Here is a 25,634-nt window from a genome sequence, read left to right on the forward strand (position 1 = left end):
AATTCCCGCCGGGTGAAATAGAGAGAACTCATTGTCCAACCAGGAAAACCGCATTACTCAGCAACAACTTTCCATTTTCCCAGAAACTCCTGAAAATAGGATTATCAGCGAAATATACCACTTGCCCCCGGCCAAAATTCTGGGTGCCAATTAATAGTCCGTCTTTTAACTTTTCTTTTACTGTACTGCCGGCAAAACCACTAACATAATTATCCTTTTTGATGATGCCTACATTCCAGCCACCATCGTCCATGAATTCATAAATATTAGGATCCTGTTTTAGGGTATAATAAAATTCCGGATAACCGAAGCCAAGCGGATGAGTATTGTCAAGTTCCAGTTTAAAAATGGAACCGGGCATACTTGTCACCAATTCATCCCGTTCACGGTTCTCATATTTTTTCAAAACGCTGTAATCTGTTTTTCCTGATTCATCCTTTTTATCTTCATCACGTCGTAATTTAATACCCCAGTCGGCCTTTGCCATTTGGGCCACTGCATTTTCAATGGCAATTATTTTACCACCGCGACGTACCCAACCCTTCAGTTCATCATTGGCATCTTTCTTTCCCAGAAAATCATAATTACCATCTGCAAGGATCAATACATTATAATGACTCATCCCACCCTGAAGAAAGTCATTAGCACTGATAATGGTAATCGGGTATCCTAATTGCTGATCAAAGAAATGCCAGATTTCACCCATTCCCAGGGAGGATACATTTTCTCCATACAGCAGTGCGACTTTTGGAGCATTAATGATCCGGACGCGGTCAGAACCAAAATCAAATCCTTTGTCCACAAATCCCGAACTGAGTGAATAGACGGTTGTCCCAGTCCGTTTAGCGACACTTTCAACAGCCTCAAGCAAAGGCCTTCCTTCATTGGATGTTTTTGTTACAAGCAAAGTGCCTTTATCAAAATGCTCGGAACCGGTTATAAAGGGTTGCTCCGAATACCTTACCCTGACACCCGCCTGCAACAACCCGGATAGGAATTTTGCACTATTCAGTCCATCCCATTTTATCGCATATGCATATGCGTTTTCTGATAACGTTTTTTGTGGCGCTTCAGGTAAACTATTTGAATTTGCCGGACTGAAATTCGCCATCCCATAGGTTTTCAATCCATAGGCAAACGGAATGGACCATGCTGTAATATCGTATGTTGCTGAATCGCTGAGTTTAGATTTCCTTTCAAAAAGCACTTTGATAAGATTACCCTTCGGTTGATTTGCATTGATTACAAGATCGCCAGGTTCAGCTTTAAAAGACTCCTGTTTACCGTTAAAAAAATTAAGGCCCTGTAAATTTCCTGCATTGGCATATGACCAGTCAATTTCATTCTGGTTCAGCAGCTGCTTCAGCCTTGCAATCCTGTCCGTACTGTCATTTTTCACCAACCACGATTTGAATTCACCGGCAGGCTTATTGATCGCATTGTTGAAGTAATTGCGGAACTCATGAACAAGTTTTGCAGCGTTCAGAGAAGTGACTTCTACTGTGCTGATCCCGGTGGTGAAATGATGCATAACCCTGTCCCGAAGAGTTAGCGTATCTCCATCTTCATTAAGGATGCCCAGCCCCGAACGGATCCCGCCCTGCTCGAAAGTCATGCCTATGGATCCGCTGTATATCGGATAGGTATCCCCATAAGATGGATAAAACAAATCAAAGCGTTGTTTTGTAAAATACAACCAGCCATTTTCGTCAAAATGACGGGCATTATTTTTACCTACCGTATTTTGGAATTCGCGCTGCCATTTTGTAATCACTTCATGGTAAGGTTCGGCAGCCGGTGCAAAATAATAGGGTTCATTAAATCCCTGTTCGTGAAAATCAACATGCACCTGTGGAAGCCATTGATTATATTTCTTCACTCTTGCACGGCTCTCTGCCTGCGATTGCCAGGCCCAGTCGCGATTAAGGTCAAAATTGTAATGGTTGGTCCTGCCGCCTGGCCATGGTTCACGGTGTTCACGGGCATGTGGTTGCAGGTTGATCCTGTTCCCAATTACAGATGTATACCAATTCACGTAACGGTCACGGCCATCCGGATTCAGGCAGGGGTCTATCAGCACAACTGTATTTTTCAACCAGTCGCGGAATCGCTGGTTTGCAGGATTAGCCAACTCGTATAAGGTAAGCATTGCTGCTTCAGAAGAGGAAGTTTCGTTACCGTGCACATTATAACTCAGCCAAATTATAACAGGCGCAGTTTCAACAGGCACTTGCTTGTCTTTAGCAACATTGGCAAGCCGGAGGTTATTCATTCTGACCTGTTCTATGTTAGCCAGATTTTCGGGGGAAGTGATAGTTGCCAGTAACAGCGGTCTGCCTTCTGTGGAAGATCCGTATTGTTCTAACTTGACCTGGCCGGGAACCTGCTGGGCAACATGCTGGAAATATAGTACAATCCGGTAATGAGGAGTATACCGGGTTCCGACAGGATACCCTAGAAATTGCTCCGGTGACAGCAGCTGGGCAAAAGAAATCAAACCTGCCAGCACCAATATGGCCATAAAAAAGAATTTTTTCATCGTATATACAAACAGAATTACTGGTTGAAAAAACAAGCTGTGAAGCTAATGAATTATGTTCTACACCCGCCGGGTAAAACCCGGCGGGTGTAGAACGATGAATAAACGGTTTGTATTAACGCTATTTCACGCTACTATGAATTAACTGGAAATTGGATTTTTACCACATGGCTTCAAATTATCCCAAAATAAGACCAGGCAGCTTCGCCCATATTTGCAACCGTGCAATAGGCAACGAATTACTTTTCAGAAGAAAAGAAGATTATTCTGATTGAATGGCCTGTATTGAAAAATACCTGATTCCCATTGCAGACATTCATGCATTCTGCCTGATGTCAAATCATTATCATCTGGTTTTACAGACGCATGAAACAACTACCCATGACCTTCTCTGTAACAGTATAGGCACTTTGCAAAGTACTTATGGCAAGGCTTTCAATGGGCTATACCAGCGGAAAGGTGGTCTGTTCATGAGCCCGTTCAACCGAATCCCGATTCTTGATGAAGCCCAATTGGCATGGGTTTTCTGGTATGCCCACAGAAATCCCCTGCACCATGGTATTACCCTTAATTGGGAAGATTGGGAATACTCCTCTTACCACCTGTACATGAGCAGAAATCCAGGCTTTATAAAAACAAAATTCTTTATTGATTTATTCGGGGGTATTGATCAAATTAAAATGCATCACCATATGAATGCATATGCATTCCGCCCCGAAATGAAAAAACTTATCCTTGAATAATTTTACCTGGCGGGTAATACCCGGCGGGTGAAGAATCGTTATTTTTAATGCCTAATCAAATTAGCATGAAATTTTCTTTGACCCTGGTCGCTACTCTTCAACTTGCACTTTTTTCTGCTGCACAATCAACCATCAACCCTTACCAATACAGCATCAATAAAAACTTCACGGGCAGGAAAGGAGCTGTGGTATCTGCACATCCGCTCGCCAGCCAGGTTGGGGTAATGATAATGAAAAAAGGCGGCAACGCAGTTGATGCTGCAATTGCCACACAACTGGCCCTTGCAGTTGTATACCCGGGTGCAGGCAATATTGGCGGTGGTGGATTCATGGTAATACACTTATCCAACGGGACTAACACCACAATTGATTTCCGGGAGAAAGCACCAATAAAAGGCCATCGCGATATGTACCTCGACGCAAACGGAAATCCCAATCTGGATAAAAGCCAGAATGGTCATCTTGCAGTTGGGGTTCCCGGCACCATCGCTGGAATATTTGCCGCAAAAAAATACAGCAAACTGCCTTTTTCAGACCTGATCCAACCGGCAATTGACCTTGCGGAAAAAGGCTTTATCATTACAGCTGCAGAAGCAGGTGGACTTAACGAAGACCGGCCAAATTTCATCAAATACAATACCCGCCCGGTTGCATTTGTAAAAGGACAGCCATGGAAAGCCGGTGATACCCTTATCCAGAAAGACCTGGCACAAACCCTAAAGAGAATTAAGGCAGCAGGCCAGAAAGGGTTTTATGAAGGCGAAACAGCCCGGCTAATCGTGGAGGAAATGCAACGGGGGAATGGTATAATTGGGTATGAAGATCTGAAGCAATACACTGCAAATGAAAAAAAACCATCACAGTTTTCCTATAAAGGGTATGAAGTCATTACCATGCCTTTACCAAGCAGCGGCGGGGTATTACTTCCCATGATGATGAAAATGACATCCCGGTTTCCGATAGCCGATTATGGTTTTCATTCCTTAAAAGCAGTACAATTGATGACTGAAATTGAAAGGCTTGCATACGCAGACAGGGCAAAATTCCTGGGCGATCCTGATTTCTATAAGGTCCCCGTTAAACAACTTACCAGTGAAACTTACATATCAGAAAGATTGCGTTTATACAACCCCGATAGCGCTGGCGACAGTAAAAAGATCCAGGCAGGAGTTGTAAACAAAGAAAGCGAAGAAACCACCCATTTCAGCATTGTTGACAAAAGCGGTAATGCTGTTTCTGTTACAACAACTCTTAATGGCGGATATGGTTGTTATACAGTTGTTGGTGGTGCCGGTTTTTTGCTGAATAATGAAATGGATGACTTCAGTATAAAACCAGGCGTACCAAACATGTATGGCGCGATAGGTGGTGAAGCCAATGCCATTGCTCCGGGTAAACGCATGCTAAGTTCGATGACGCCTACAATTGTACTGAAAAACAAGAAAACATACATTGTTGCAGGCACCCCAGGGGGCACAACAATCACTACGTCGGTTTACCAGACACTGCTTAACCTGATAGACTTTAAACTGAGCACTTACGATGCAGTAAACAAACCAAAATTTCATATGCAATGGCTACCAGATGTGGTTTTCATTGAAAATGACTTTCCTGATGAAATTATTACCGGATTACAGAAAATGGGCTATACAGTAAACAAACGTGAACAAATCGGCAGGACAGATGTGATTAAAATATTAAATAATGGTACAATTGAAGCAGTTGGCGATAAAAGAGGCGATGACACCGCTGAAGGCTTTTAATAACATTAAATCCCCAGACCATGTCTTTTGAAAGTTCTTATATCCGAAGTATCCGGAGCCATTTTTTAGCGTATAAAACGCTTGGAGAAAAAGCTATGGCCCAGCTAGAGGAGTCCGACCTTTTTTACGAGCCGGCGCCAGGATCAAACAGTATCGCTATCATTGTCCGCCACCTTCATGGCAATATGAAAAGCCGTTTCACCAATTTTATTACCGAAGATGGCGAAAAACCCTGGCGGCAACGCGAAGAAGAGTTCCAATCACCCGCCGGGTATTACCCGGCGGGTGATTGGGAAGCAGGCTGGGAATGCCTTTTCCAGGCTATCAACTCGCTGGAACCCGGTCAATTATTACATACCATTACTATCCGGCAGGAGCCCCATTTGGTATTGGATGCCCTTAACCGGCAACTTGCACATTATGCATCGCACGTCGGCCAAATTGTGTATATCGCAAAAATGATAAAAGGGGAAAAATGGACTTCGGTTTCCATCCCAAAAGGGGGATCAGACCAGTTCAATAAAGAGATGGACCAAAAATTCAAACCGCACTAGAAATTCCTCAGTGGATTACGCTTCCCCTCCATTATATACTGTTTAATATTCATCCAGAAAGCAGTGAAAATGTAAAAAATTATGGGGGAACCCATGGTCAACAGAGATACATACATGAAATACCTGCGAATTGTGGCCGGGGCTATGCCCATCTTTTCACCAAGGTAGGAGCAAACGCCAAACACGTGCCACTCTATAAAGTGTTTGAAGTTCTTCATACTGCCAAATTAGTAATTTTCATCAATTTCACCATCGAAAAGGTGTTAAAGGGATTGCAATTATCGGTAAATTCGCGGTTCTGGCTCCCCCATCCCGGGGCTGGGTTTCTTCAGGACCGGGATCAGAAAGGGAAAATATCAAAACTCAAATATTCATAGCTATGGTTTTCGACCTCGAGATGATTAAAAAAGTGTATGCCAACTTCCCCGGCAGGGTAAATGCCGCCCGTAATGTAGTTGGCCGTCCCCTCACACTGACAGAAAAAATTTTATACGCCCACCTCTGGCAGGGTAACGCCACCCAGGTTCTTGAAAGAGGAACTAGTTATGTTGACTTCGCACCAGACCGTGTGGCCATGCAGGACGCAACAGCCCAGATGGCCCTGCTTCAATTTATGCAGGCGGGCCGCGACAAAGTTGCAGTTCCCTCTACGGTTCACTGCGACCACCTGATAGTGGCTAAAGACAATAGTAAAGTAGACCTTGAACGTGCCATAAACGATAGCCGTGAAGTATATGATTTCCTGGCCTCTGTTTCCAATAAATATGGTATTGGATTCTGGAAACCGGGCGCAGGTATTATTCACCAGGTTGTTCTTGAAAATTATGCATTTCCCGGGGGAATGATGATCGGAACAGACTCACACACTGTAAATGCCGGCGGACTGGGTATGATCGCCATTGGCGTTGGCGGTGCCGACGCTTGTGATGTAATGAGCGGACTGGCCTGGGAACTGAAAATGCCCAAACTTATCGGTATTAAATTAACTGGCAAACTCAGCGGATGGACAGCTCCGAAAGATGTAATCCTTAAAGTAGCCGGCATCCTTACTGTAAAAGGCGGAACCGGCGCTGTAGTTGAATATTTTGGCGAAGGTGCTACCAGCATGAGTTGCACAGGAAAAGGCACCATTTGTAATATGGGTGCTGAAATCGGTGCAACTACCTCAACTTTTGGATATGACGAAAGCATGAGCCGTTACCTTAAAGCCACAGGCCGGGAAGAAGTTGCGGCCCTTGCAGATGGTATACGCGAACACCTCACTGCCGACGCAGAAGTGTACGCAAATCCGGAAAAATATTTCGACCAGGTAATTGAAATCAACCTGAACGAACTGGAACCACACCTGAACGGGCCGTTCACACCCGACCTGGCAACGCCTCTGTCAAAAATGAAGGAAGAAGCTGTTAAAAACGGCTGGCCTTTAAAAATAGAAGTGGGATTAATCGGATCCTGCACCAACTCTTCATATGAAGACATCAGCAGGGCCGTTAGCCTGGCTAAACAGGTTGCCCAAAAAGGATTAACGCTTAAATCCGAATTTCACATTACCCCGGGTTCGGAACAGGTCCGCTATACAATTGAAAGGGATGGTTTCCTGGAAGTTTTCAATAGCATAGGTGCAAGTGTTTTCGCCAACGCCTGTGGCCCCTGTATTGGTATGTGGGAACGTGTTGGCGCAGAAAAACAAGAGAAAAACACTATTGTACATTCCTTCAACCGGAACTTCGCAAAACGCGCTGATGGTAACCCCAACACAATGGCTTTTGTAGGATCTCCGGAACTGGTTACAGCCCTCGCTATAGCCGGTGACCTCGGATTTAACCCGATTACCGATACCCTGACCAATAATAAAGGGGAGCAGGTTAAATTAGATGCCCCTACTGGTTATGAACTTCCTCCAAAAGGATTTTCAGTTGAGGATGCAGGCTACCAGGCCCCGGCTGCTGACGGCAGTAAAGTACAGGTACTGGTTGATCCGGCTTCAAAAAGATTACAATTGCTTGACCCATTTGCAGCCTGGGAAGGCACTGACCTGAAAGGACTTAAACTACTGATCAAGGCAAAAGGCAAATGTACTACTGACCATATTTCAATGGCCGGCCCCTGGTTGAAATTCCGTGGCCACCTCGACAACATTAGTAATAACCTTTTGATTGGCGCGGTGAATTACTTTAATGAAAAAACAGACTCTGTAAAAAATCAACTTACAGGGGAATATGGTACTGTCCCCAATACCCAGCGTGCTTATAAGGCCGCAGGAATTGGCAGCCTGGTTGTAGGAGACGAAAACTACGGTGAAGGTTCAAGTCGCGAACACGCAGCGATGGAACCCAGGCACCTTGGTGTTCGGGCAGTTCTCGTTAAAAGCTTTGCGCGTATCCATGAAACCAATCTCAAAAAACAAGGTATGCTTGCCCTCACTTTTGCAGATAAGAGTGATTCTGACAAGATCCAGGAAGACGACACTATCGACATAATTGGTCTGACCAGTTTTACTCCTGGAAAAGCATTGGAGATTGTATTGCACCATAAAGACGGCAGTAACCATACTATATTGGCCAACCATAGCTATAATGAACAACAGATTGAATGGTTTAAAGCAGGTGCGGCCCTGAATATTATCAGGAAGCAATTCACAAGCAACTAATCAATTCCACATTTTCTAAAAAGCCGGCATCTTCTGATGCCGGCCTTTTTTTTTCCCGTATGGTTTTCACCCGCCGGGTAGTACCCGGCGGGTGAAAACCATACGGGAAAAATACCCTTCTATATGGGTGCAAACACCCACTGATAGACAGAACTAACCATATTAGCTTTAACAGGTCGGGATGCTTCCTGAACAAATTACCATTAAACCATTTCCTTATCCGGGTGATCCCCACCAGTGAAGAGAAATATCCAGCCAGGTCCAACAGGTATCTGAAACCGACTGAAGGGCCCGCGTTATGGCGGCCCTTTTTTATTATGCTGAAGAATGCGCATATCCGTCACCGCGATCACATCATTACGGGAAAAACACCCCTTGAAATAGTGGATTCTCCCCTTCACCATCAAAAATTCATCTGCTATTTTTAATGTTGTAAATCAGGTTCAGTCGGTCATGGTTGTGGTTGTCAAATGACGCCACATCCTTACCGGCTCCCAGAGTGCAAAATCCCCAAAGCTCAGTTATGAAACAAACACTGGAACTATCTATATTGGTGCTTCCCTGGTTAATGATTATCCTGGCAGGCATGACCATTCTTACCATGATGGTTATCCTCTACCAAAAAAGGCAAAACCACCATAAACTGAACCGAAAGGAATGATTTACGGTAGATTAGTTTGCTTACCTTAACAATACAACCAGGGGCATTCCACATTTCCCCTGGTTTCCCTCCCTCATTTAAATTAACTTCAAATACATCAACCAACCAATCTTCAGGTTATGAAACAGTTATTTTTAGCAGCATTCACCTTAATCCTGTTAGCATCCTGCTATAGCAAGAAACTGACCTATGTTTCTACTCCGGAAAATTTCCAGGTCAGGGAAATCAGTGACGACTCTGCAAAAATTTACAGAAAAAACTACGAAGACGATCCGAAATTTAAGGCTGATTTCAGGCAGGGAATGTATATCCCCATAAAAATTATTGACGCGATAAGGACTGAACAGGGTCTTAATGGTATTATGATCTATTATGGTAAAACGCCGGAATTTAAAAGCCCTGTATTCCTGGTTTCCGGAACAAAGGATATTTTAAATTATAAAAGAAGTAAGGATTACAGCGGACCTCTTGGAATAACAACTTATATGGTATACTATCCCTGCCCAACGCAATGCGGCAAATAATAATTAATAAACCATTTAAAAAGCCCTTCATAAACCATGGACTTAACGATCGCCACTTATATTAAACTTGCGATTATAGGTCTTGGCATTTTAGTTGGCTTTTCCAGGCAGTCCAGTTTTTCAGAAGCAAACAGACTTTTCTGGCTGTTCCTTCTTGTTGCATTTGCAGGTGAAATCCTGGAGAGCCTTATGAGTAAATACTTCAGGAATAATTTTCCACTTTATCATGTCTTTCGCCCACTTTATTTTATCTTATTAACCCTGGCGCTTTCTGAAGAAATGGGCCGTTTTAAAAAACTGTTCCAGCTGACTATTCCAATTGTAGTTATTGCAGCCTTACTGAATGGATTATTCTTCCAGTCCCCTATAAAAGAACTAAATACAGTAATAATTACCTTAATCAGCATTTTCCTGGTATTGCAGGTACTCTTTTATATTGCGATACTTTTTGAACACTACAGTTGGCATGAAACCATTTATTTCCATTCATTCTTCATTTGTTTGGGCATCCTGATAAACTCAATTTCCTCCTTTCTCACCCTGGGTGTTTATAACTTTCTGGAAGGGGATGGCCAAAATAGCATCATTTTGTTTTTGATCATCAGTGAATGGATATTTTACAGTTCCTTTATCCTGAATTTCGTCATCCAGAAAAAGAAACCTTTGCAATAATGTTGCTTATCAATGCAACCAGATTTGAAATCATTTTTACTTTGGCCGCATCAGTGATTATCATGCTGGCATTGAGCGGCTTTGTGATTTATTTTATACTCGCCAGCCAGCGCCGCCGGCTTAAACAACAGCATGAAAAGGAACAATTAAAAGAAACATACGAGAAAGAGGTACTTACTACCCAGATTGAAAGCCGCGACCAAACCCTGCGCGATGTTAGCCAGGAAATTCACGATAATATGGGCCAGTTACTTAGTGTTGCAAGGATCAATCTGAATATCCTGGAAAAGGAATTGGATGGCCATCACCAGTTAAAAAGAATCCAGGACACCAACGGCCTGCTTGCTGACGTTATTAAATATATCCGGATGCTTTCTAAAGGATTGAATTCCGATATGCTATCTACCTATGGCCTTCGGGAATCCATTAAATTCGAACTTAAGCGTATAGAACAAAGCGCGATGATCACCTGTAATTTCAGTACTGAAGGGGAAGACTTTTCCATTGATGCAAAAAAAGAAATAGTGATTTACCGAATGGTACAGGAAATCCTGAATAATATCATTAAACATGCCGCTGCAAGTGAAATCACCATTTCTATGAATTATACCCCTACTAATTTCCATTTGGATATTAATGACAACGGTACCGGATTTGTCAAACAGGAAACCACAAACAGGAATATTACCGAATCAGGATCCGGTTTAAGAAACCTTCAGAAAAGAGCGGCACTGGTTGGTGCAGACCTCCGGATTATAACTGCTCCCGGACAAGGAACTAAAATTATGATCACCCTGCCAAAATCAATTGACAATGCCAGCTAACCAGGCAATAAAAAAATACACTGTAGCCATTGCAGATGACCACCGTTTAATCGTTCAATCGCTTTCACAACTGATTAATAATATACCGGGCTTTGAGGTTATCATCCAGGCTATTAATGGCAGCGCTTTACTGGAAGAACTTTCGAAGGCAACAATTCAGCCAGATATTGCAATCCTGGACATAAACATGCCGGTGATGAATGGAGTAGTAACCGCCCGTGAAATCTCAACTCGGTTTCCCCTTATCAGGCTGCTGGCCCTCAGTATGAATGATGATGAATCTTCAGTTATCCAGATGATCCGGTCCGGATGCAGGGGATACCTGCTAAAAGATTCTACCGAGGCTGAATTGGAAAAAGCAATGACGGAAATAATCGAAAAAGGTTTCTATTATTCTGAATACGTAACCGGTAAATTAATTCATACCATCCACAAAGAAGAAAAGGAGCAGGAACAGGGTATAAAACTCTCTGAACGGGAAATGGAATTTCTGAAACATGCTGCATCCGAACTGACCTATAAAGAAATCGCCAACACGATGAAACTTAGCGAAAGGACCATAGACGGTTACCGCGAAGCCCTTTTTGAAAAACTTCAGGTAAAAAGCAGGGTTGGACTGGTTCTTTTTGCCATCCGGCTTGGCTGGGTCAGTGCCGGATGATATTTGGGAGACCTTTCGGAAGCCAATCTTTCTTAATTTACAGCACATGAAGAAAGCTGGCAAAAAACGTTCGAAATTCCATAAATTTTTAAAACTATTAGGTCCCGGACTAATTACAGGCGCCAGTGATGATGACCCTTCGGGTATCGCAACATACACCCAGGCAGGTGCTAAATTCGGACATTCACTACTTTGGACCGCAATCCTCTCCTACCCGCTGATGGTAGGCATCCAGGAAATGTGCGCGAGGATCGGACTGGTGACAAAAATGGGACTAACAGGAATTATTAAACGCCATTACCCTAAGGCTCTACTTTATATGGTCATCCTGATCAGCTTTCCCTCAATCATTCTCAATATCGGGGCTGATATTGCAGGCATGGGTGCAGTTGCCAACTTACTGGTTCCAGTCATCCCTCCCTGGACTTTTTCCATATTTTTTACCATGCTGTTGTTGTACAGTATAATCGTGTGGAGCTATAGGAAAATTGCCACTGTTTTAAAATGGCTCTGCATTTCCTTATTTGCCTACCTGTTTATTCCATTCATAACTAAAACAGACTGGTTAGGTGCGCTGAAAAGCTCCTTTATCCCGAAATTCGAAAATGACATTGATTATTTCCTCGCTTTGGTGGGTATCCTGGGAACAACCATCTCGCCTTACTTGTTTTTTTGGCAAACTTCTATGGAAGTGGAAGAGATCACCCAAAAGAATGTTGTAGTAGATAAACGGATGATTTCCGCCATGGAATCTGATGTCCAGGGCGGTATGTTTCTGACCAATATAGTATTCTATTTTATTATCCTTGCAGCAGCCAATGTGCTCTTCAGCGCAGGAATATATAATATCAATTCAGTAGAAGAAGCCGCCATGGCGCTTGAACCACTAGCCGGTAAAAGCGCCTATGCACTTTTTGCCCTTGGCGTTATCGGCACCGGCCTGCTGGCTATACCTGTGCTTGCCGGATCCATAAGCTATATGATTTCAGAAGCATTTGACTGGGAAGAAGGCCTCGATAAAAAATTTCACGAAGCCAAAGGATTCTATGGGACAGTAACCGTTTCTCTTATTCTTGGTTTACTGATCCAGTTCCTGGAGATAAGCCCGGTCAAAGCCCTGCTATACACAGCAGTACTTTATGGAATGATAGCCCCCATCCTGATCGGCATTATCCTCCATATCTGCAATAATAAAAACATCATGGGTATTTATACAAATAGCAGGAAAGCTAATTGGATAGGATGGATAACTTTAATTGTTATGGCAGGCGCTTCCCTTTTCCTGGCTTACCAGGCCTTGCTATAAAGCACAAAACTGATTGATTATAAATCATAAACACTAAAAACATTTCTCTCCCCCATTCACTGATTATAATTTTATAATATATAACTGGAATGAATAAACGTTAAGTTACTAACAATTAGCTGATTTGGTATAGATTTTGACCCTCATTATATACCACAATTATACCAATGAAAACTATTCACCCCAGGCTAACGGCTGTTGCCATTTTTCTTGTTAGTTTACTGACAGCCTGCCAGCGAAACAATGACTCAAAACCCCAAAATGCAAGAATCGAAATCCGGATGACCGATGCCCCAAATACTGCAGTACGGGAAGTTTGGGTAGACATCAAAGATATCCAAATCAACATCGGTGATACTTCTAATTGGATTTCGTTGCCAAACGTTCACCAGGGTATTTATAACCTGATGGAACTGACTGACGGCAGAGATACTTTATTGGTAGATGCCGAAATCCCTGCAGGCCACATGAACCAGATGCGACTTATACTGGGCAATAATAATTATATTATAACTGAAGACGGCCTAAAAGAACCACTAGCCACACCCAGCGCCCAGGAATCCGGATTAAAGCTGATGGTTCACTCAGATATTACTGGTGGCATGCTCTACCGCTTAACACTCGACTTTGATGCCGGAAAATCTATTGTAAAAGCAGGGAATAGTGGCAGGTACAATTTAAAACCTGTAATCAGGGTTTTGTCCCTGGTTCCCTCTGGTGGCATTGTTAAAGGATTTGTAACTCCCGACTCTGTACTGACATCTGTTTTTGCTATCATCGGATCAGATACGATTTATTCGACTTCAACTTTTGATGGAAATTACCAGTTCCGCGACATTCAATCGGGTAATTACCTGCTATCATTTGTACCAGCTTCAGATTCATTTAATGTCGCATCGGCAACAATAGGGGTTCAATTGGGACAAACAACTATTGTTGACACCATTCACCTTCAGCACAAATAAAATATTCAGGCAGTAAATATGGAAAATAGCTTTAATTAGATGCATCTAATTAAAGCTATTTTTTTTATATTGGTTGAAATCCAGGGGCATGGACAATAAACTTAAAATAACAGGCCTGCTATTTTTTTCCCTGGCCTCTTTGTTTGTCTATGCGCAGAATAACAACCCGGCTGATGAAAACAAGTCCGATATCAGTCCATTTATAGGCTCATATCTTAATGAAGTTTCCGGTTCCCCATTTCTGATAGACAAATATTCCAGTGTTACTACAGGGTCTGCTTATTACAAAGATGAATTTTTACCAGCCACCCTATTTTTTGAAGACCAAAAAGCTGCCAGGTCAGATAAGGTTCGCCTGGATCTGCTGGATAATAGCATTCATTTCCTGAATAGCAGGAAAGAGGAATTGATCGTAACTGATAATGTTAGTAAAATCATTTTTGATACACCCGGCAATACGAAAGAAATTTTTATAAAGGGTACAACACTACCAACGGATCACGCAGCCTACAAAAAGAGTTGGTTCCAGGTTCTTCAACATGGTGATATAACAGTTTATATCTTATATACTAAAACAATTTTCGAGTATAAGCCATTCAATTCCGGAGTTCTTGAAAAAAACATTGAAACCAACAGCAAATACTTTATAATTAATAATGGCGTATTGACCGAATCAAAAAAAGCTAAACAAAAAAAATAAACTCAATACCGGATTTCAGCAATAAACTTCCCTTCACCAACACCCAATTCCGCGGCTGCAGAATTACTGATCCGAACCGTTAATCCCGCATTTTCTTTAATATCTGAAAGGTTCCCCAATACTTTTGCATATATAGCCTTATTGGTAAAGGTATTGCTGATAAGCACTATGGTTCCGACAGGAACATTATCCATCAGCGCATAATATTTCCCGTCATTCCAACCACTCGTACTCCGGAAAATAGTTGCTGTACCCCTGGTTGATTTTCCGGCAGATTCATATTGTGCCTTAAAATAACCACCCTTAAAATCGATTGACTTCGGATTAACTGCAGGGGGTGCAGAAGGTAATTCTTCTTTTTTCAGCACCGGTGCCGGTTCAGGTTTTCCAGCAGGTTGTTTTGGATCAACAGGCGACGTAATTGGTTTCACCTCCTTTGGTGGTTCAATTGGTGCTTTAGGGGATAGCGCAACATCTGCAACTGCAGTGCCTGCTAATGCCGACTGGTCTTTTTTAACTTTCAGATAACCTACAACCAGGTTCATCCCTGGCTTAACCTGGTTCCTGTTGATATTATTCCATTTCTCCAATTGTTCAAGGGGAACTTTATTGTGGTTGGTGCTAACCCTGAACATCCATTCCCCTTCCAGAACCTTATAGTAAACCGGAACCAGAACTTCATCACCTGCTTTATTGCCATCCTGGGAAAAATTAATGGCCGTTAAAGGTATTTTCACAGATTGGCCGATAACCAGGCCTTTAGACATATCCGTATTATTAAATGGAGGAATATCCTTCGGATTCAGGTTATACATCCTGCCTACGCTGTACCAGGTTTCTTTCGCCTGCACAGTATGCATAAGGTAAAGAGTTGGCGTAGAACCCAACACCTGTAAATTATTTTGGGCTGTCGACGAAAAAGAGGTCACCATTAAAAGAATCCACAATAACGGTTTTTGTAGCATAAGGAAATGAATTTTTACACCTTGCAAATATGCAGGATTATCGGCAAAATTGAAGCCAAAATGCAGTTAAGCAGGTTTCAGTATACGCCATTCCTTAGGATAATAGTTGTTGGCCCGGTTTCCCAACTGTTTGATCCATCCCAATGAATGTCCCATAAATTGCACCAGGGCCCAACCTTTTGGCATATCCCCAGCATCAATTTCTTCTTTCCGGAGATAATTTAATGCGGTTTCCCGGTCAAGGGACAGCACCGGTATTTCTGATGAAGTCAGGTGGCTCAGGGCAAATGCATGGCCAGGCACCAAATCTTTTCCAGCCCATTTTCCCAGGTTAATACCCGCATTGCGGATATACATGGATGATAGTTGTAAAAGACATTTTTCTGTCGCCGCAGTCAGCGCCAGCAGGTTTTCATTACTGTTGATGACAGTTAAGTTTTCCGTATTCACCCAGGGCCGTAAGGCTTCTTTTATATTCTTTGGAACCGTTTCCCATTTAGGTTTTGATTTGTTTTTCCGGGGCATATCAGCATTAACGTTTTTCCTGAATGCTGCAAGGAAAAATCCTTCTCCTTTAACTTTATCGGGATAAAAACGATAACCTGCGGATTTGTGTACCGGACCGGAGGAACTAACTAAATTCCAGCCTTCATCGATATTTAAAGGAATTGTAGTGGCATCCAGCTGCCCGGCAATCCAATCTGCAATCAGCTCATCTTCTTCCACTGAATACGAACAGGTGGAATAAATGAGTACGCCACCTTCTTTCAGCGCGGGCCAGGCATCGGCCAGTATCCTTTGCTGGCGCTGGCTGCAGAGGTTCACAAGGTCAACACTCCATCCGTGAACAGACTCCGGATCTCTCCTGAACATACCACTTCCACTGCAGGGTGCATCGATTACAATTACATCAAACATACCGCCAAGTGCAGCAAAATCACGCGGATCATTATTGGTCACAATTGAATTCGTATTGCCCCATTTTACCAGGTTTTCCTCCAGGATTGCCGCCCTGGAACGTATAACTTCATTGCTAACCAAAACACTTTCTGCTGAAATCAGGGAAAGCAGATGGGTTGACTTTCCCCCTGGTGCAGCACAAAGGTCAAGGACCGTTAATCCCTTACTCAAATCACAACACTGCCTGATTGCCTGCTCCAGGAACATGCTGCTGGCCTCCTGGACATAAAAGGCGCCTGCATGTAACAATGGTTCAAAAGTAAAAATTGGCCGCTCTGCCAGGTAATAACCCTGCAAAGCCCATGGCACCGATGCACCAAGATTAAAAGATAATGCTGCCACATCATTAAACTTCGTGGGATTCAATCGTATCGAAACCACCTGCCCCCCTTCTTCATGCACACGACAAAAAGCAGTTTGGTCAAAACCTGGTGCATTGATAAAAGCCTGGAGTATATGTTCGGGAAGGGTCAATAGGTATTATTCAGCTGCAAATTTACTGCTTTACAGGTTTTTTATTTCTGCCGCCAGGTCCTGCAATACTTTTTTTGCATCACCAAACAGCATGGATGTTTTTGGCCTGAAGAACAACTCATTTTCAATACCTGCATACCCTGGTTTCATACTGCGTTTGTTCACAATACAGGTACGCGCAAGCTCAACATCCAGGATCGGCATACCATAAATCGGGGAAGCGGTATCTGATTTCGCGGCCGGGTTTACCACATCATTGGCACCCAATACAAGTACAACATCGGTATGGGGGAATTCTTCATTTGCCTGTTCCATCTCGAGCAACAATTCATAATCTACATCTGCTTCTGCGAGCAATACATTCATATGCCCGGGCATCCTTCCGGCTACCGGATGGATGGCATATTTTACCTCAACACCTCTGGCAGTCAGCAATTTCTCCAGTTCATGGCAGGCATGCTGGGCCTGTGCAACCGCCAACCCATAACCGGGAACAATCATCACCTTATTAGCATAACTTAATACAACAGCCGCATCCGATAAACTGATCTCCTTGTAGTTCCCCTGTTCCTGCTTCGTTGCTGCCTGTTCAGCAGATACACCAAATGACCCGATCAATACATTTATTAACGACCGGTTCATGGCGCGGCACATTAAAATGGTTAACAAAGTTCCAGCCGCACCGACCAAAATTCCACCTGTAAGCATCGCTTTATTATTGTAGAGGAAACCTCCGCAAGCTGCTGCTACCCCGGTAAAGGAATTCAATAAGGATATCACTACCGGCATATCAGCGCCACCTATGGGCAACACAAAAAATACACCGTATAATAAACTCATGAAAAAAATCGTGTAGAAGACCAGTGAATTCGCATTTTCAAAAACGCCGATCATCCAGCCGGCCATTACTACAATAATCAGCAGTAATACGAAATTAAAAAGATGGTGGCCCCTGAATGCCAGGTCATGGATTTTTCCATTTAGTTTACCCCAGGCAATAATGCTACCGGCAAATGAAACCGCACCTATTATTAATCCCGCTAAAATGATCAGCATTTCGCCTGTCCAGTTACCATATGCTGTACTGGATGGAAAAATATCCTGCAGGCTGATTGTTTTACTGGCATGCACCTTATTGGCCAGGTGGTTGAATTCAACAATTGAAATCAATGCAGCACAGGCCCCACCCATACCATTAAACAGACTCACCATTTCTGGCATGGCAGTCATTTTAACCCGCTTTGCTGCAAGTGTTCCAATGGTTGCCCCTATCAGCAACCCCCCGAAAATCCAGCCATAGTTGCCCAGTGCCTTTCCTTCATCATCGCGATACAGGAAAATTGTTGCAGCGATAGCTAAAACCATTCCTGTGGCTGCTATTGCATTCCCCTTCCTGGCTGAAGCGGGATTGGATAACATTTTTAATCCAAGGATAAATGTTACTGAAGCGATCAGGTAAATGATGGTTAAAAAGGAAAACGACATGCGTGAAATTGAAAAGTTTGTTGGCTAAATAAGTTTATCTCAAAAGAATGGTTATCATTCCGGCGTTTTTTTATGCCTGAACATTTCCAGCATCCGGTCGGTCACTACAAATCCGCCCACCACATTAACAGTACCTAATATCACAGCCAGGAATCCAAGGGCCAGTGCCAGATAATTTCCCTCACCTGCTTTGCCCATAACGATGATAGCGCCAATGATAACAACCCCATGAATTGCATTTGCACCACTCATCAGCGGGGTATGCAATACACTGGGGACCCTTCCAATGACTTCAATGCCGAGGAAAACCATCAGTACAACGATATAAATATAGTCCTGGTGTGCTGCGATCTTTTCCAATATACTTTCCATATAACACTATTTAAAGGGGAATTATGAAATCATTGCCTTCACCCTTTCATGAATAATTTTTTTATCAGTGAGTATACAACATCCTTTTACCAGGTCATCATCCCAGTTCAGGAACAGCTGTGCTTCTTTCCCGGTAAGCAATTGCAGGAAGCTGACCAGGTTTTTTCCATAGAGTTTGCTGGCATCAGACGGCATAGTGGCGGGAAGATTGGAATTGCCAACAATAGTTACTCCCTGGTGCAAGACGGTCGCATCATTTTTGGTAAGTGTGGTATTGCCGCCTGTAGCTGCTGCCAGGTCAATAATTACTGATCCTGTCCGCATCGACTCTATCATGGCCGCACTTACTAAAACCGGTGCTGGTAAACCCGGGATCTGGGCGGTTGTGATGACGATATCGGCTTTTGCGATACTGTCGGCTATGCGTTGCTGTTGCCTTTGTTTAAACACATCGTCCTGCTCAACAGCATATCCTCCAGCCTTACTGGCATCTGCTGCGCCTTCCACTTCCACAAATTTGGCCCCAAGGCTCATAACCTCTTCTTTAACAGCAGGCCTGGTGTCAAACACTTCCACTACAGCCCCCAGCCTTCTGGCAGTAGCTATAGCCTGTAAACCTGCCACCCCTGCGCCCAATATGAGCACCCTGGCAGGAGCGATACTACCAGCTGCAGTCATAAACATGGGGAAATAACGGGAATAAGTAAACGCTGCAAGCAATACTGCTTTATACCCCGAAATATTAGCCTGCGAACTCAGCACATCCATACTTTGTGCACGTGTAGTGCGTGGAAGCATATCTAAACTGAAACAGGTTATCCCTGCATTGGCCCATTCCTGCATCATGACTGAACGGTACAGGGGCTGAAAAACACCAATCAGTATTGAGCCTGGTCTCATGGCTTCTATAGCATCCGTAGGTGGATGAATGGAGAGTATTGCATCCGCTGCGAAAACCTCTTCACGGGAAACGACTCCTGCACCAGCGGTGCGATAATGCTCATCTGTAGCGAAAGCTGCTTCTCCTGCACCTTTCTCCACCAGCAATTGATGGCCTTTTTTTATCAGAACGGTAACCGCTTCCGGCAACAGGGAAACCCTTGTTTCAAACGGGGGTTCTTTCAACACACCAATAATCATGCTGTACGGTATTGATTACTATCCAATTTAAGTGTTATTGCGCACAGTAGGAAGTATGAAAAAAGAATTATCAGTAGCGGATGGTGAAATGCCGGGGCACTTTGAATTCGGGGCGTAAAAAAACATATCCCAGGAAAAAAAGGTCAATGGTACAGGTTACCGCGGGATGTGACTGGATGGACTTCCATGCTGCTTCCATTTCCTCACTCCAATGGATATCGTCGAATATGATAACTGTATCCGGATGGGCAAACAACAGCAATTGCTCAAAATACCGCAGGGTGGGCCCGAAGCGGTGGTTACCGTCAATGAATACCAGGTCGGGCCTACCTATGTTTTCCAATAAAGGCAACAAGGCATCGTCAAAATTACCAGTATACACAACCGCATTGGTGAACTTGTTTCCTGCCAGGTTCTTTCGGGCCAGTTCAGCCAATTGGACATCGCCTTCCAGGCTGTATACCATCCCATTTGCATTTCCGGCTGCCAGGTAGGCTGTAGTTATGCCTAGTGATGTGCCCAGTTCAAGAATTGTTGCAGGTTGAAAATATTTCACAGTGCGAAATAGCAATTGACCCAACCGGGCAGGTTTAGCTGCTGTCCGGGCAATTTGGGCAACCGTTTTCTGCCGCTGATTTCCGGCGCCGGACCCTGCACCAAAATCCGTGATTTGCACTTTCGTCAGGTCGTTTAAAAGCCTTTTGCGCATTGCTTCTGTTTCACCATAGGAAAAATATTCCTTACGGTCCATCAACAGGTTGCGTATAAATGAAAATACAAATGGAGAATGAATGCCATGGCCCTTTCCGCTTTGTGCAAGGAAATAATACTTTAGGTACCGCAACCCTAATTGAATAATGGTATAAGGACGGGATTGCATGTATCTACGGGGCTTTTTTATCCCAAACTTCAAAACTATAGGGGTATGCATGCTTTTCGTCGGCCGGAAAATCAAGCCTGGAATGAAGGGCCCATTCATCGGTGGATAAGACTGGAAAAAATGTATCGCCATCAATGACCTTATGCACCCTGGTCAGATACACGCGATGGCAAATCGGCAAAGACTGCCGGTATATTTCGCCCCCACCAATAATGTATGCTTCAAGTGCATCTGTTGCCTCTGCGGCTTTCAACGCGGCCTGCAGGCTATTCACTACAATAACCCCTGGAGCATGCCAATCAGCATTTGCTGTCACAACAATATTGGTCCTTCCGGTTAAGGCTTTGCCCAAACTCTCAAAAGTCTTGCGCCCCATTATTACAGGCATTCCCCAGGTAGTGTTCTTGAAAAATTTCATATCATTGGGCAGGTGCCACAACAGTTGGTTATCTTTTCCGATAACCTGGTTTTCGCTAACGGCTACAACAATATTGATAGTCAAAACTTTTTCATTAGTGGTGAGGAACTATAACCGCTACCTGCTCAAACAGCCACAGGTGCTTTAATTGCCGGATGCGACTCATATTGCAGCAATTCAAAGTCTTCATACCTGAAACCAAAAATATCTTTCACCTCAGGGTTCAGTTTCATAACAGGCAATGCATATGGGCTTCTGGTTAATTGCAGCTTTACCTGTTCAAGGTGGTTACTGTAAATATGCACATCGCCAAATGTATGGATGAACTCACCCGGTTGCAACCCGCAAACCTGCGCCATCATAAGGGTAAGCAGGGCGTAAGAGGCAATATTAAATGGAACACCCAGGAAAACATCAGCTGAACGCTGGTACAACTGACAACTGAGGCGGCCATTAGCTACATAAAACTGGAACAACGAATGACAGGGCATCAGGTGCATTTCTTTTAGTTCAGCAACATTCCATGCACTAACAATCATCCTGCGGCTATCGGGATTTGTTTTCAGCTGGTTGATAACATCAGCAATCTGGTCTATCACAATCCCGTCTTTCCCCTCCCAACTTCGCCATTGTTTTCCGTAAACCGGACCAAGGTCACCATTTTCATCAGCCCATTCATCCCAAATCTTAACCCCATGTTCTTTCAGGTAGGCGATATTGGTAGAACCTTGCAGGAACCAAAGCAATTCATAAATAATACTTTTCAGGTGTACTTTTTTAGTAGTCACCAATGGAAAGCCCCTGGCCAGGTCAAACCTCATCTGGTATCCAAAACAACTGATCGTGCCAGTACCGGTACGGTCAGATTTCTCTACCCCATTGTCGAGGATATGTTGCAATAACTGCAGGTATTGTTGCATAGGCGCAAGTTAAGCAATAGGCGGGAAACGTGAATAGAGAATGGTAAGCGGTGAGCGGTTGTACCCGGCAGGTGAAGCATTATGCTATCCCATGATTTAAAAGTAATGTGGCCTAAATGACCCATAAATAAATATTTTCAAAATTCAGGTACCCCCCGATTCACCATTCACGAATTACCGCTCACCGCTTATCCCTCACCTCCCTATCTTTGTGCCATGGCTGAAGACCTTATAATCAAATCAGGAACCCGGGAAGAACAATACCTTTCCCTCTTACCCCAAATTAAAGGGCTACTGGAAGGCGAAACCAACCTGGTGGCTAACCTGGCCAATATAGCTGCTGCTATAAAAGAGCAATTTGGCTGGTTGTGGGTGGGTTTCTACCTTGTTAATGAGGGAGAACTGGTATTGGGACCTTTCCAGGGACCAGTTGCCTGTACCCGTATCCGCAAGGGACGCGGTGTTTGCGGTACCAGCTGGGCGCAGGAAAAAACGCTTATCGTTCCTGATGTAGAAAAATTTCCCGGTCATATTTCCTGCAGCAGCCTCTCCCGCTCCGAAATAGTTGTCCCACTGGTAAAAGCCGGGCAGATTTATGGTGTACTGGATATCGATAGTGAACTACCCGACCAATTTTCTGAAACAGACAAGGCATACCTCGAGCAAATTGTTTCCATAATCCCATAGGGATAATACTTTAAGCAGGAGGCTTTAATTTTTCCCATCAGGTGTTTTTCCTTCGCTCCAGTTCTTTTTTAATTAACCCTAGTTCCCGTCCGGTTTGTCCTGATACTGAACTATTCTCCTGCGCCCTGCGCATAAGGTAGGGAACTACATCATTAATTGGGCCGAATGGAAGGTACTTGCTAACAGGGCAGCCGGCCTTAGCCAGGTTAAATGTGATGTTATCACTCATACCAAACAACTGCGAAAAATGTATATGGTCGTGGTGTAATGGAAGGTTTTTTTGCTGCAGTAATTTTGTTGCCAGCAAATTACTGTTTTCATTATGGGATGCAACAATCGTGGCAATTCTTTCAATATGTTCTATGCAGAACGCAACAGCATGATTATAATCCCTGTCCGTGGCCTCTTTATTGGGCTGGATGGGTGAGCGGTAATTCATTTCTTCCGCCCTTTTCCGCTCCTTCTCCATATATGCACCCCGTACTAGTTTTGCACCCAGTACAAACCCCTTGTTCTCTGCTGCCTGGTAACTGTCTTTAAGGAATTGCAGGCGGTCGTGCCGGTATAATTGAAGCGTATTATACACAACTGCTTTCTCTGTATTATAACAGGCCATCATTTCCATGCATAGCGCATCAACAGGGTCCTGAATCCAGGTCTCTTCCGCATCTATCAAAACACCTACTTTTTTATCGGCAGCAATTGAACAGATTTTGTGCATCCTGCCAATCACACGATCCCATTCTATAATTTCTGAAGCCGTCAGGACTTCAGTATGTACCCTTCCTTCAAAACCACTTTTTGCCATGGCAGCTGCATCCAGTTTTTCAAGTAACCCGGTTCTTGCAAGTCCGGTTACCTTAACGCTCATGAAAGGAATATTTGGTTGTGTAGCAGCATATTCTATTACCCTTATGAATTCATCACAGGCATGATCCAATCCTTCTTCCCCATAATCGCCGCCTTCAACACCATAATCAAGAATCACCTGTACATGGAACTTGCCCAGGACTTTAGCAACTGAAGCCGTTTCTTCCAGTGTTTCACCTCCCACGAATTGTTCAAAAATGGTATTCCTAATTAACCCCTTAATGGGTAAACCTGATTTAATTGCCCAGGGGGTAATTCGCGTTCCCAACTTCACCAGGATACCATAACCCATACTGGAAAACAAGAACCGCGCTTTCCGTAATGATTTATCAGTTTTGTAGGCAAAGGCATTTTCAGTATTGTCGAATGAAATAACGGGTTGGGGATTCATGCAAGAAATTTATGCAGGTAAAATTACGGAGAATTGTTTGGGAGCAACCTAAGTAAAGTTGGCTTTTTACTTTATCGCCTGGTGATTAACCGGAAGATTTTTTATTGAAGGCTTGCCATGTCGGCCGGATTACTGATATCGGCAACCATTACCTGCTGTGCCAGGATTTTACAGGATGCGGCTCCGGCTACTTAAACAGTTTTTCCTTTTAAGGATTCCATACTTAATATTAAATTGTAACAATGACCTTCAGTATTTACTGGATAACCCATCAAATCCATTAAAATCATTCTTCTAAAAGGCCTTTGTTTTAATTTCGGCAATCATTTTACCAGCATGCTCATTACCCATATTGATATTTATAGTTTCAGCATTCCAATGCACCCATTTACGATTGCCACCGGAACTATGCACTACGCACAGAATATTTTCATACGTGTGCAAACTGATGAAGGGTTTTACGGGGTTGGTGAATGTTCCGCTTTCCCAATGATCGTAGGCGAATCGCAATCTACCTGTTATGTAATGGCCCGGGATTTTGCGGCTCTCTGGAAGGGAAAGGATCCTTTGGAAATTGATGCCCGCATGCAGGAACTGCATTTGTTTACTGCCGGTAACAGTACTATCAAAAGTGCTTTTGATATGGCCCTGTATGATATAGCCGCAAAAGCCGCCGGCATGCCCTTATTCCAATTCCTTGGGGGGAAAAACCAAAAAAAGCTGGAAACGGATTTAACCATTGGTATTGGCTCGCCTGCAGACATGGCTGATAAAGCCATTGAGTTTGTGAAAAACGGGGTTCGTATCATAAAGATAAAACTGGGCCGGTCTCCTGAAGAAGACATTGAAAGGGTTCGCCTGATCAGGGAGGCAGCCGGCAAGGAAATTATTTTGCGCATTGATGCCAACCAGGGCTGGGATCGCCCAGGTGCTGAAAAAGCCCTTGTAGCCATGGGTGATTTAAATATCCAGTTTTGTGAACAGCCGATGCGAACCTTTAACGACCATTTGCTGCCCGGGCTAAAGAAAATTTCACCAGTTCCTGTCATGGCTGACGAATCGGTTTATAACCACCATGATGCAGAAAGGTTAATAAGGACAGATAGCTGTAGTTATGTAAATATCAAACTGGCAAAAACCGGGGGCATCCTGGAAGCGATTTCAGTGAATCGAGTATGCGAAAAAGCCGGCATTCCCTGTATGATGGGCGGCATGCTCGAAAGCAGGGTAGCATTAACCGCATTTGCACACTTTGCAACAGCTTTCGGCAATGTACTGTTTTATGATATGGACACCTGCCTCCTTGGCCATAAAGAAGATCCGGTAACCGGGGGTGTGCGCTATAATGGGTATTTCGTTGAATTACCGGATAGCATTGGTATTGGTGCCGATGTTAATGAAGACTACCTTTCCAGCCTTGACCAAATCCGGGTCTAAATACTCCCGATTCCCGCTTCCTGATTCACGATTAATGATTCACCTTCCCAAATTCCTTAGCTTGCAACTTCAA

25 protein-coding genes are annotated in these 25,634 nt (G+C 43.7%); 14 read left to right on the top strand and 11 right to left on the bottom strand.

Annotated elements, in window-relative coordinates; translation table 11 throughout:
- Nucleotides 1-28: 28 nt before the first annotated feature.
- Entirely contained in the window at nucleotides 29-2,521 is a 2,493-nt protein-coding gene (locus LAQ65_RS07895) for a M14 metallopeptidase family protein (protein WP_224116404.1), read from the bottom strand.
- A 293-nt stretch (nucleotides 2,522-2,814) separates the two neighbouring features.
- On the opposite strand from LAQ65_RS07895, the gene LAQ65_RS07900 reads away from it, so the two are divergent.
- From LAQ65_RS07900 to LAQ65_RS07910, 3 genes are all read left to right on the top strand, one after another.
- Nucleotides 2,815-3,282 (top strand): hypothetical protein, encoded by a 468-nt coding sequence (locus tag LAQ65_RS07900; protein WP_224116405.1) that lies wholly within the window; start codon nucleotides 2,815-2,817, stop codon nucleotides 3,280-3,282.
- Between the two features lie 65 nt (nucleotides 3,283-3,347).
- The gene (gene ggt / locus LAQ65_RS07905; RefSeq protein ID WP_224116406.1) at nucleotides 3,348-5,045 is read left to right on the top strand and encodes a gamma-glutamyltransferase; all 1,698 of its coding nucleotides are present in this window, start codon (nucleotides 3,348-3,350) and stop codon (nucleotides 5,043-5,045) included.
- Nucleotides 5,046-5,065: 20 nt separating this feature from the next.
- The gene (locus LAQ65_RS07910; protein ID WP_224116407.1) at nucleotides 5,066-5,599 is read left to right on the top strand and encodes a DUF1572 family protein; all 534 of its coding nucleotides are present in this window, start codon (nucleotides 5,066-5,068) and stop codon (nucleotides 5,597-5,599) included.
- Here the strand turns inward: LAQ65_RS07910 and LAQ65_RS07915 are convergent.
- The gene (locus LAQ65_RS07915) at nucleotides 5,596-5,817 is read right to left on the bottom strand and encodes a PspC family transcriptional regulator (protein WP_224116408.1); all 222 of its coding nucleotides are present in this window, start codon (nucleotides 5,815-5,817) and stop codon (nucleotides 5,596-5,598) included. The two genes, LAQ65_RS07910 and LAQ65_RS07915, sit on opposite strands and share 4 nt — an antisense overlap.
- A gap of 161 nt (nucleotides 5,818-5,978) precedes the next feature.
- On the opposite strand from LAQ65_RS07915, the gene LAQ65_RS07920 reads away from it, so the two are divergent.
- From LAQ65_RS07920 to LAQ65_RS07960, 9 genes are all read left to right on the top strand, one after another.
- Nucleotides 5,979-8,249, top strand: coding sequence for an aconitate hydratase (locus LAQ65_RS07920; protein ID WP_224116409.1), 2,271 nt, complete (start codon nucleotides 5,979-5,981; stop codon nucleotides 8,247-8,249).
- A 523-nt stretch (nucleotides 8,250-8,772) separates the two neighbouring features.
- Nucleotides 8,773-8,910, top strand: a complete 138-nt coding sequence (locus LAQ65_RS07925) for a hypothetical protein (protein ID WP_224116410.1) — start codon at nucleotides 8,773-8,775, stop codon at nucleotides 8,908-8,910.
- Nucleotides 8,911-9,029: 119 nt separating this feature from the next.
- Nucleotides 9,030-9,434 (top strand): hypothetical protein, encoded by a 405-nt coding sequence (locus LAQ65_RS07930; protein ID WP_224116411.1) that lies wholly within the window; start codon nucleotides 9,030-9,032, stop codon nucleotides 9,432-9,434.
- A gap of 36 nt (nucleotides 9,435-9,470) precedes the next feature.
- Nucleotides 9,471-10,106, top strand: a complete 636-nt coding sequence (locus LAQ65_RS07935; protein WP_224116412.1) for a hypothetical protein — start codon at nucleotides 9,471-9,473, stop codon at nucleotides 10,104-10,106.
- Entirely contained in the window at nucleotides 10,106-10,930 is an 825-nt protein-coding gene (locus LAQ65_RS07940) for a sensor histidine kinase (RefSeq protein WP_224116413.1), read from the top strand. The genes LAQ65_RS07935 and LAQ65_RS07940 overlap by 1 nt, the downstream gene beginning before the upstream one ends.
- Nucleotides 10,920-11,591 (top strand): response regulator transcription factor, encoded by a 672-nt coding sequence (locus LAQ65_RS07945; RefSeq protein ID WP_224116414.1) that lies wholly within the window; start codon nucleotides 10,920-10,922, stop codon nucleotides 11,589-11,591. Before LAQ65_RS07940 ends, LAQ65_RS07945 begins: the two co-directional genes overlap by 11 nt.
- A 46-nt stretch (nucleotides 11,592-11,637) precedes the next feature.
- On the top strand, nucleotides 11,638-12,897 hold the full coding sequence (locus tag LAQ65_RS07950; protein WP_224116415.1) for an NRAMP family divalent metal transporter: 1,260 nt from the start codon (nucleotides 11,638-11,640) through the stop codon (nucleotides 12,895-12,897).
- A gap of 167 nt (nucleotides 12,898-13,064) precedes the next feature.
- Nucleotides 13,065-13,862 (top strand): DUF4382 domain-containing protein, encoded by a 798-nt coding sequence (locus tag LAQ65_RS07955; protein ID WP_224116416.1) that lies wholly within the window; start codon nucleotides 13,065-13,067, stop codon nucleotides 13,860-13,862.
- An 88-nt stretch (nucleotides 13,863-13,950) separates the two neighbouring features.
- Nucleotides 13,951-14,562: a hypothetical protein gene (locus tag LAQ65_RS07960; RefSeq protein ID WP_224116417.1), complete on the top strand. Its 612-nt coding sequence runs from the start codon at nucleotides 13,951-13,953 to the stop codon at nucleotides 14,560-14,562.
- A 2-nt stretch (nucleotides 14,563-14,564) separates the two neighbouring features.
- On the opposite strand, the gene LAQ65_RS07965 is transcribed toward LAQ65_RS07960, so the two are convergent.
- From LAQ65_RS07965 to LAQ65_RS08000, 8 genes are all read right to left on the bottom strand, one after another.
- A complete protein-coding gene (locus LAQ65_RS07965) occupies nucleotides 14,565-15,527 on the bottom strand; it encodes a LysM peptidoglycan-binding domain-containing protein (protein ID WP_224116418.1) in 963 nt (320 codons plus the stop codon).
- Between the two features lie 66 nt (nucleotides 15,528-15,593).
- Complete coding sequence (locus tag LAQ65_RS07970) at nucleotides 15,594-16,961, bottom strand: methyltransferase RsmF C-terminal domain-like protein (protein WP_224116419.1); 1,368 nt, start codon at nucleotides 16,959-16,961, stop codon at nucleotides 15,594-15,596.
- A gap of 30 nt (nucleotides 16,962-16,991) precedes the next feature.
- On the bottom strand, nucleotides 16,992-18,446 hold the full coding sequence (locus LAQ65_RS07975) for an NAD(P)(+) transhydrogenase (Re/Si-specific) subunit beta (RefSeq protein ID WP_224116420.1): 1,455 nt from the start codon (nucleotides 18,444-18,446) through the stop codon (nucleotides 16,992-16,994).
- Between the two features lie 54 nt (nucleotides 18,447-18,500).
- The gene (locus LAQ65_RS07980; protein ID WP_224116421.1) at nucleotides 18,501-18,818 is read right to left on the bottom strand and encodes an NAD(P) transhydrogenase subunit alpha; all 318 of its coding nucleotides are present in this window, start codon (nucleotides 18,816-18,818) and stop codon (nucleotides 18,501-18,503) included.
- A gap of 21 nt (nucleotides 18,819-18,839) precedes the next feature.
- Nucleotides 18,840-19,958, bottom strand: a complete 1,119-nt coding sequence (locus LAQ65_RS07985) for a Re/Si-specific NAD(P)(+) transhydrogenase subunit alpha (RefSeq protein ID WP_224116422.1) — start codon at nucleotides 19,956-19,958, stop codon at nucleotides 18,840-18,842.
- Nucleotides 19,959-20,028: 70 nt separating this feature from the next.
- Nucleotides 20,029-20,838, bottom strand: a complete 810-nt coding sequence (locus LAQ65_RS07990) for an O-methyltransferase (RefSeq protein WP_224116423.1) — start codon at nucleotides 20,836-20,838, stop codon at nucleotides 20,029-20,031.
- 4 nt (nucleotides 20,839-20,842) lie between these two features.
- Complete coding sequence (locus LAQ65_RS07995) at nucleotides 20,843-21,340, bottom strand: dihydrofolate reductase (RefSeq protein ID WP_224116424.1); 498 nt, start codon at nucleotides 21,338-21,340, stop codon at nucleotides 20,843-20,845.
- 41 nt (nucleotides 21,341-21,381) lie between these two features.
- Nucleotides 21,382-22,176, bottom strand: coding sequence for a thymidylate synthase (locus LAQ65_RS08000; RefSeq protein WP_224116425.1), 795 nt, complete (start codon nucleotides 22,174-22,176; stop codon nucleotides 21,382-21,384).
- Nucleotides 22,177-22,392: 216 nt separating this feature from the next.
- Between LAQ65_RS08000 and LAQ65_RS08005 the strand changes: the two genes are divergently transcribed.
- A complete protein-coding gene (locus tag LAQ65_RS08005) occupies nucleotides 22,393-22,863 on the top strand; it encodes a GAF domain-containing protein (protein WP_224116426.1) in 471 nt (156 codons plus the stop codon).
- Nucleotides 22,864-22,900: 37 nt separating this feature from the next.
- Here LAQ65_RS08005 and LAQ65_RS08010 read toward each other — a convergent pair whose 3' ends face one another.
- Complete coding sequence (locus LAQ65_RS08010; protein WP_224116427.1) at nucleotides 22,901-24,124, bottom strand: proline dehydrogenase family protein; 1,224 nt, start codon at nucleotides 24,122-24,124, stop codon at nucleotides 22,901-22,903.
- A 336-nt stretch (nucleotides 24,125-24,460) separates the two neighbouring features.
- Here LAQ65_RS08010 and LAQ65_RS08015 point away from each other — a divergent pair, with 336 nt between their 5' ends.
- Complete coding sequence (locus LAQ65_RS08015; protein WP_224116428.1) at nucleotides 24,461-25,561, top strand: mandelate racemase/muconate lactonizing enzyme family protein; 1,101 nt, start codon at nucleotides 24,461-24,463, stop codon at nucleotides 25,559-25,561.
- Nucleotides 25,562-25,634: the final 73 nt, after the last annotated feature.

Source organism: Flavihumibacter profundi, from assembly GCF_020076305.1.
Classification (GTDB): domain Bacteria; phylum Bacteroidota; class Bacteroidia; order Chitinophagales; family Chitinophagaceae; genus Flavihumibacter; species Flavihumibacter profundi.

Bases quoted from the DNA above. Each gene is read 5' to 3' on its own strand.
- LAQ65_RS07940 (WP_224116413.1), top strand. From the start codon at position 10,106: ATGTTGCTTATCAATGCAACCAGATTTGAAATCATTTTTACTTTGGCC.
- LAQ65_RS07900 (WP_224116405.1), top strand. From the start codon at position 2,815: ATGGCCTGTATTGAAAAATACCTGATTCCCATTGCAGACATTCATGCA.
- LAQ65_RS08000 (WP_224116425.1), bottom strand. From the start codon at position 22,176: ATGCAACAATACCTGCAGTTATTGCAACATATCCTCGACAATGGGGTA.
- LAQ65_RS07960 (WP_224116417.1), top strand. From the start codon at position 13,951: ATGGACAATAAACTTAAAATAACAGGCCTGCTATTTTTTTCCCTGGCC.
- LAQ65_RS07895 (WP_224116404.1), bottom strand. From the start codon at position 2,521: ATGGCCATATTGGTGCTGGCAGGTTTGATTTCTTTTGCCCAGCTGCTG.
- LAQ65_RS07925 (WP_224116410.1), top strand. From the start codon at position 8,773: ATGAAACAAACACTGGAACTATCTATATTGGTGCTTCCCTGGTTAATG.
- ggt (WP_224116406.1), top strand. From the start codon at position 3,348: ATGAAATTTTCTTTGACCCTGGTCGCTACTCTTCAACTTGCACTTTTT.
- LAQ65_RS07955 (WP_224116416.1), top strand. From the start codon at position 13,065: ATGAAAACTATTCACCCCAGGCTAACGGCTGTTGCCATTTTTCTTGTT.
- LAQ65_RS07975 (WP_224116420.1), bottom strand. From the start codon at position 18,446: ATGTCGTTTTCCTTTTTAACCATCATTTACCTGATCGCTTCAGTAACA.
- LAQ65_RS07915 (WP_224116408.1), bottom strand. From the start codon at position 5,817: ATGAAGAACTTCAAACACTTTATAGAGTGGCACGTGTTTGGCGTTTGC.
- LAQ65_RS07935 (WP_224116412.1), top strand. From the start codon at position 9,471: ATGGACTTAACGATCGCCACTTATATTAAACTTGCGATTATAGGTCTT.
- LAQ65_RS07980 (WP_224116421.1), bottom strand. From the start codon at position 18,818: ATGGAAAGTATATTGGAAAAGATCGCAGCACACCAGGACTATATTTAT.
- LAQ65_RS07965 (WP_224116418.1), bottom strand. From the start codon at position 15,527: ATGCTACAAAAACCGTTATTGTGGATTCTTTTAATGGTGACCTCTTTT.
- LAQ65_RS07945 (WP_224116414.1), top strand. From the start codon at position 10,920: ATGCCAGCTAACCAGGCAATAAAAAAATACACTGTAGCCATTGCAGAT.
- LAQ65_RS07985 (WP_224116422.1), bottom strand. From the start codon at position 19,958: ATGATTATTGGTGTGTTGAAAGAACCCCCGTTTGAAACAAGGGTTTCC.
- LAQ65_RS07990 (WP_224116423.1), bottom strand. From the start codon at position 20,838: ATGCAATCCCGTCCTTATACCATTATTCAATTAGGGTTGCGGTACCTA.
- LAQ65_RS08010 (WP_224116427.1), bottom strand. From the start codon at position 24,124: ATGAATCCCCAACCCGTTATTTCATTCGACAATACTGAAAATGCCTTT.
- LAQ65_RS07920 (WP_224116409.1), top strand. From the start codon at position 5,979: ATGGTTTTCGACCTCGAGATGATTAAAAAAGTGTATGCCAACTTCCCC.
- LAQ65_RS07930 (WP_224116411.1), top strand. From the start codon at position 9,030: ATGAAACAGTTATTTTTAGCAGCATTCACCTTAATCCTGTTAGCATCC.
- LAQ65_RS07950 (WP_224116415.1), top strand. From the start codon at position 11,638: ATGAAGAAAGCTGGCAAAAAACGTTCGAAATTCCATAAATTTTTAAAA.
- LAQ65_RS08005 (WP_224116426.1), top strand. From the start codon at position 22,393: ATGGCTGAAGACCTTATAATCAAATCAGGAACCCGGGAAGAACAATAC.
- LAQ65_RS07910 (WP_224116407.1), top strand. From the start codon at position 5,066: ATGTCTTTTGAAAGTTCTTATATCCGAAGTATCCGGAGCCATTTTTTA.
- LAQ65_RS08015 (WP_224116428.1), top strand. From the start codon at position 24,461: ATGCTCATTACCCATATTGATATTTATAGTTTCAGCATTCCAATGCAC.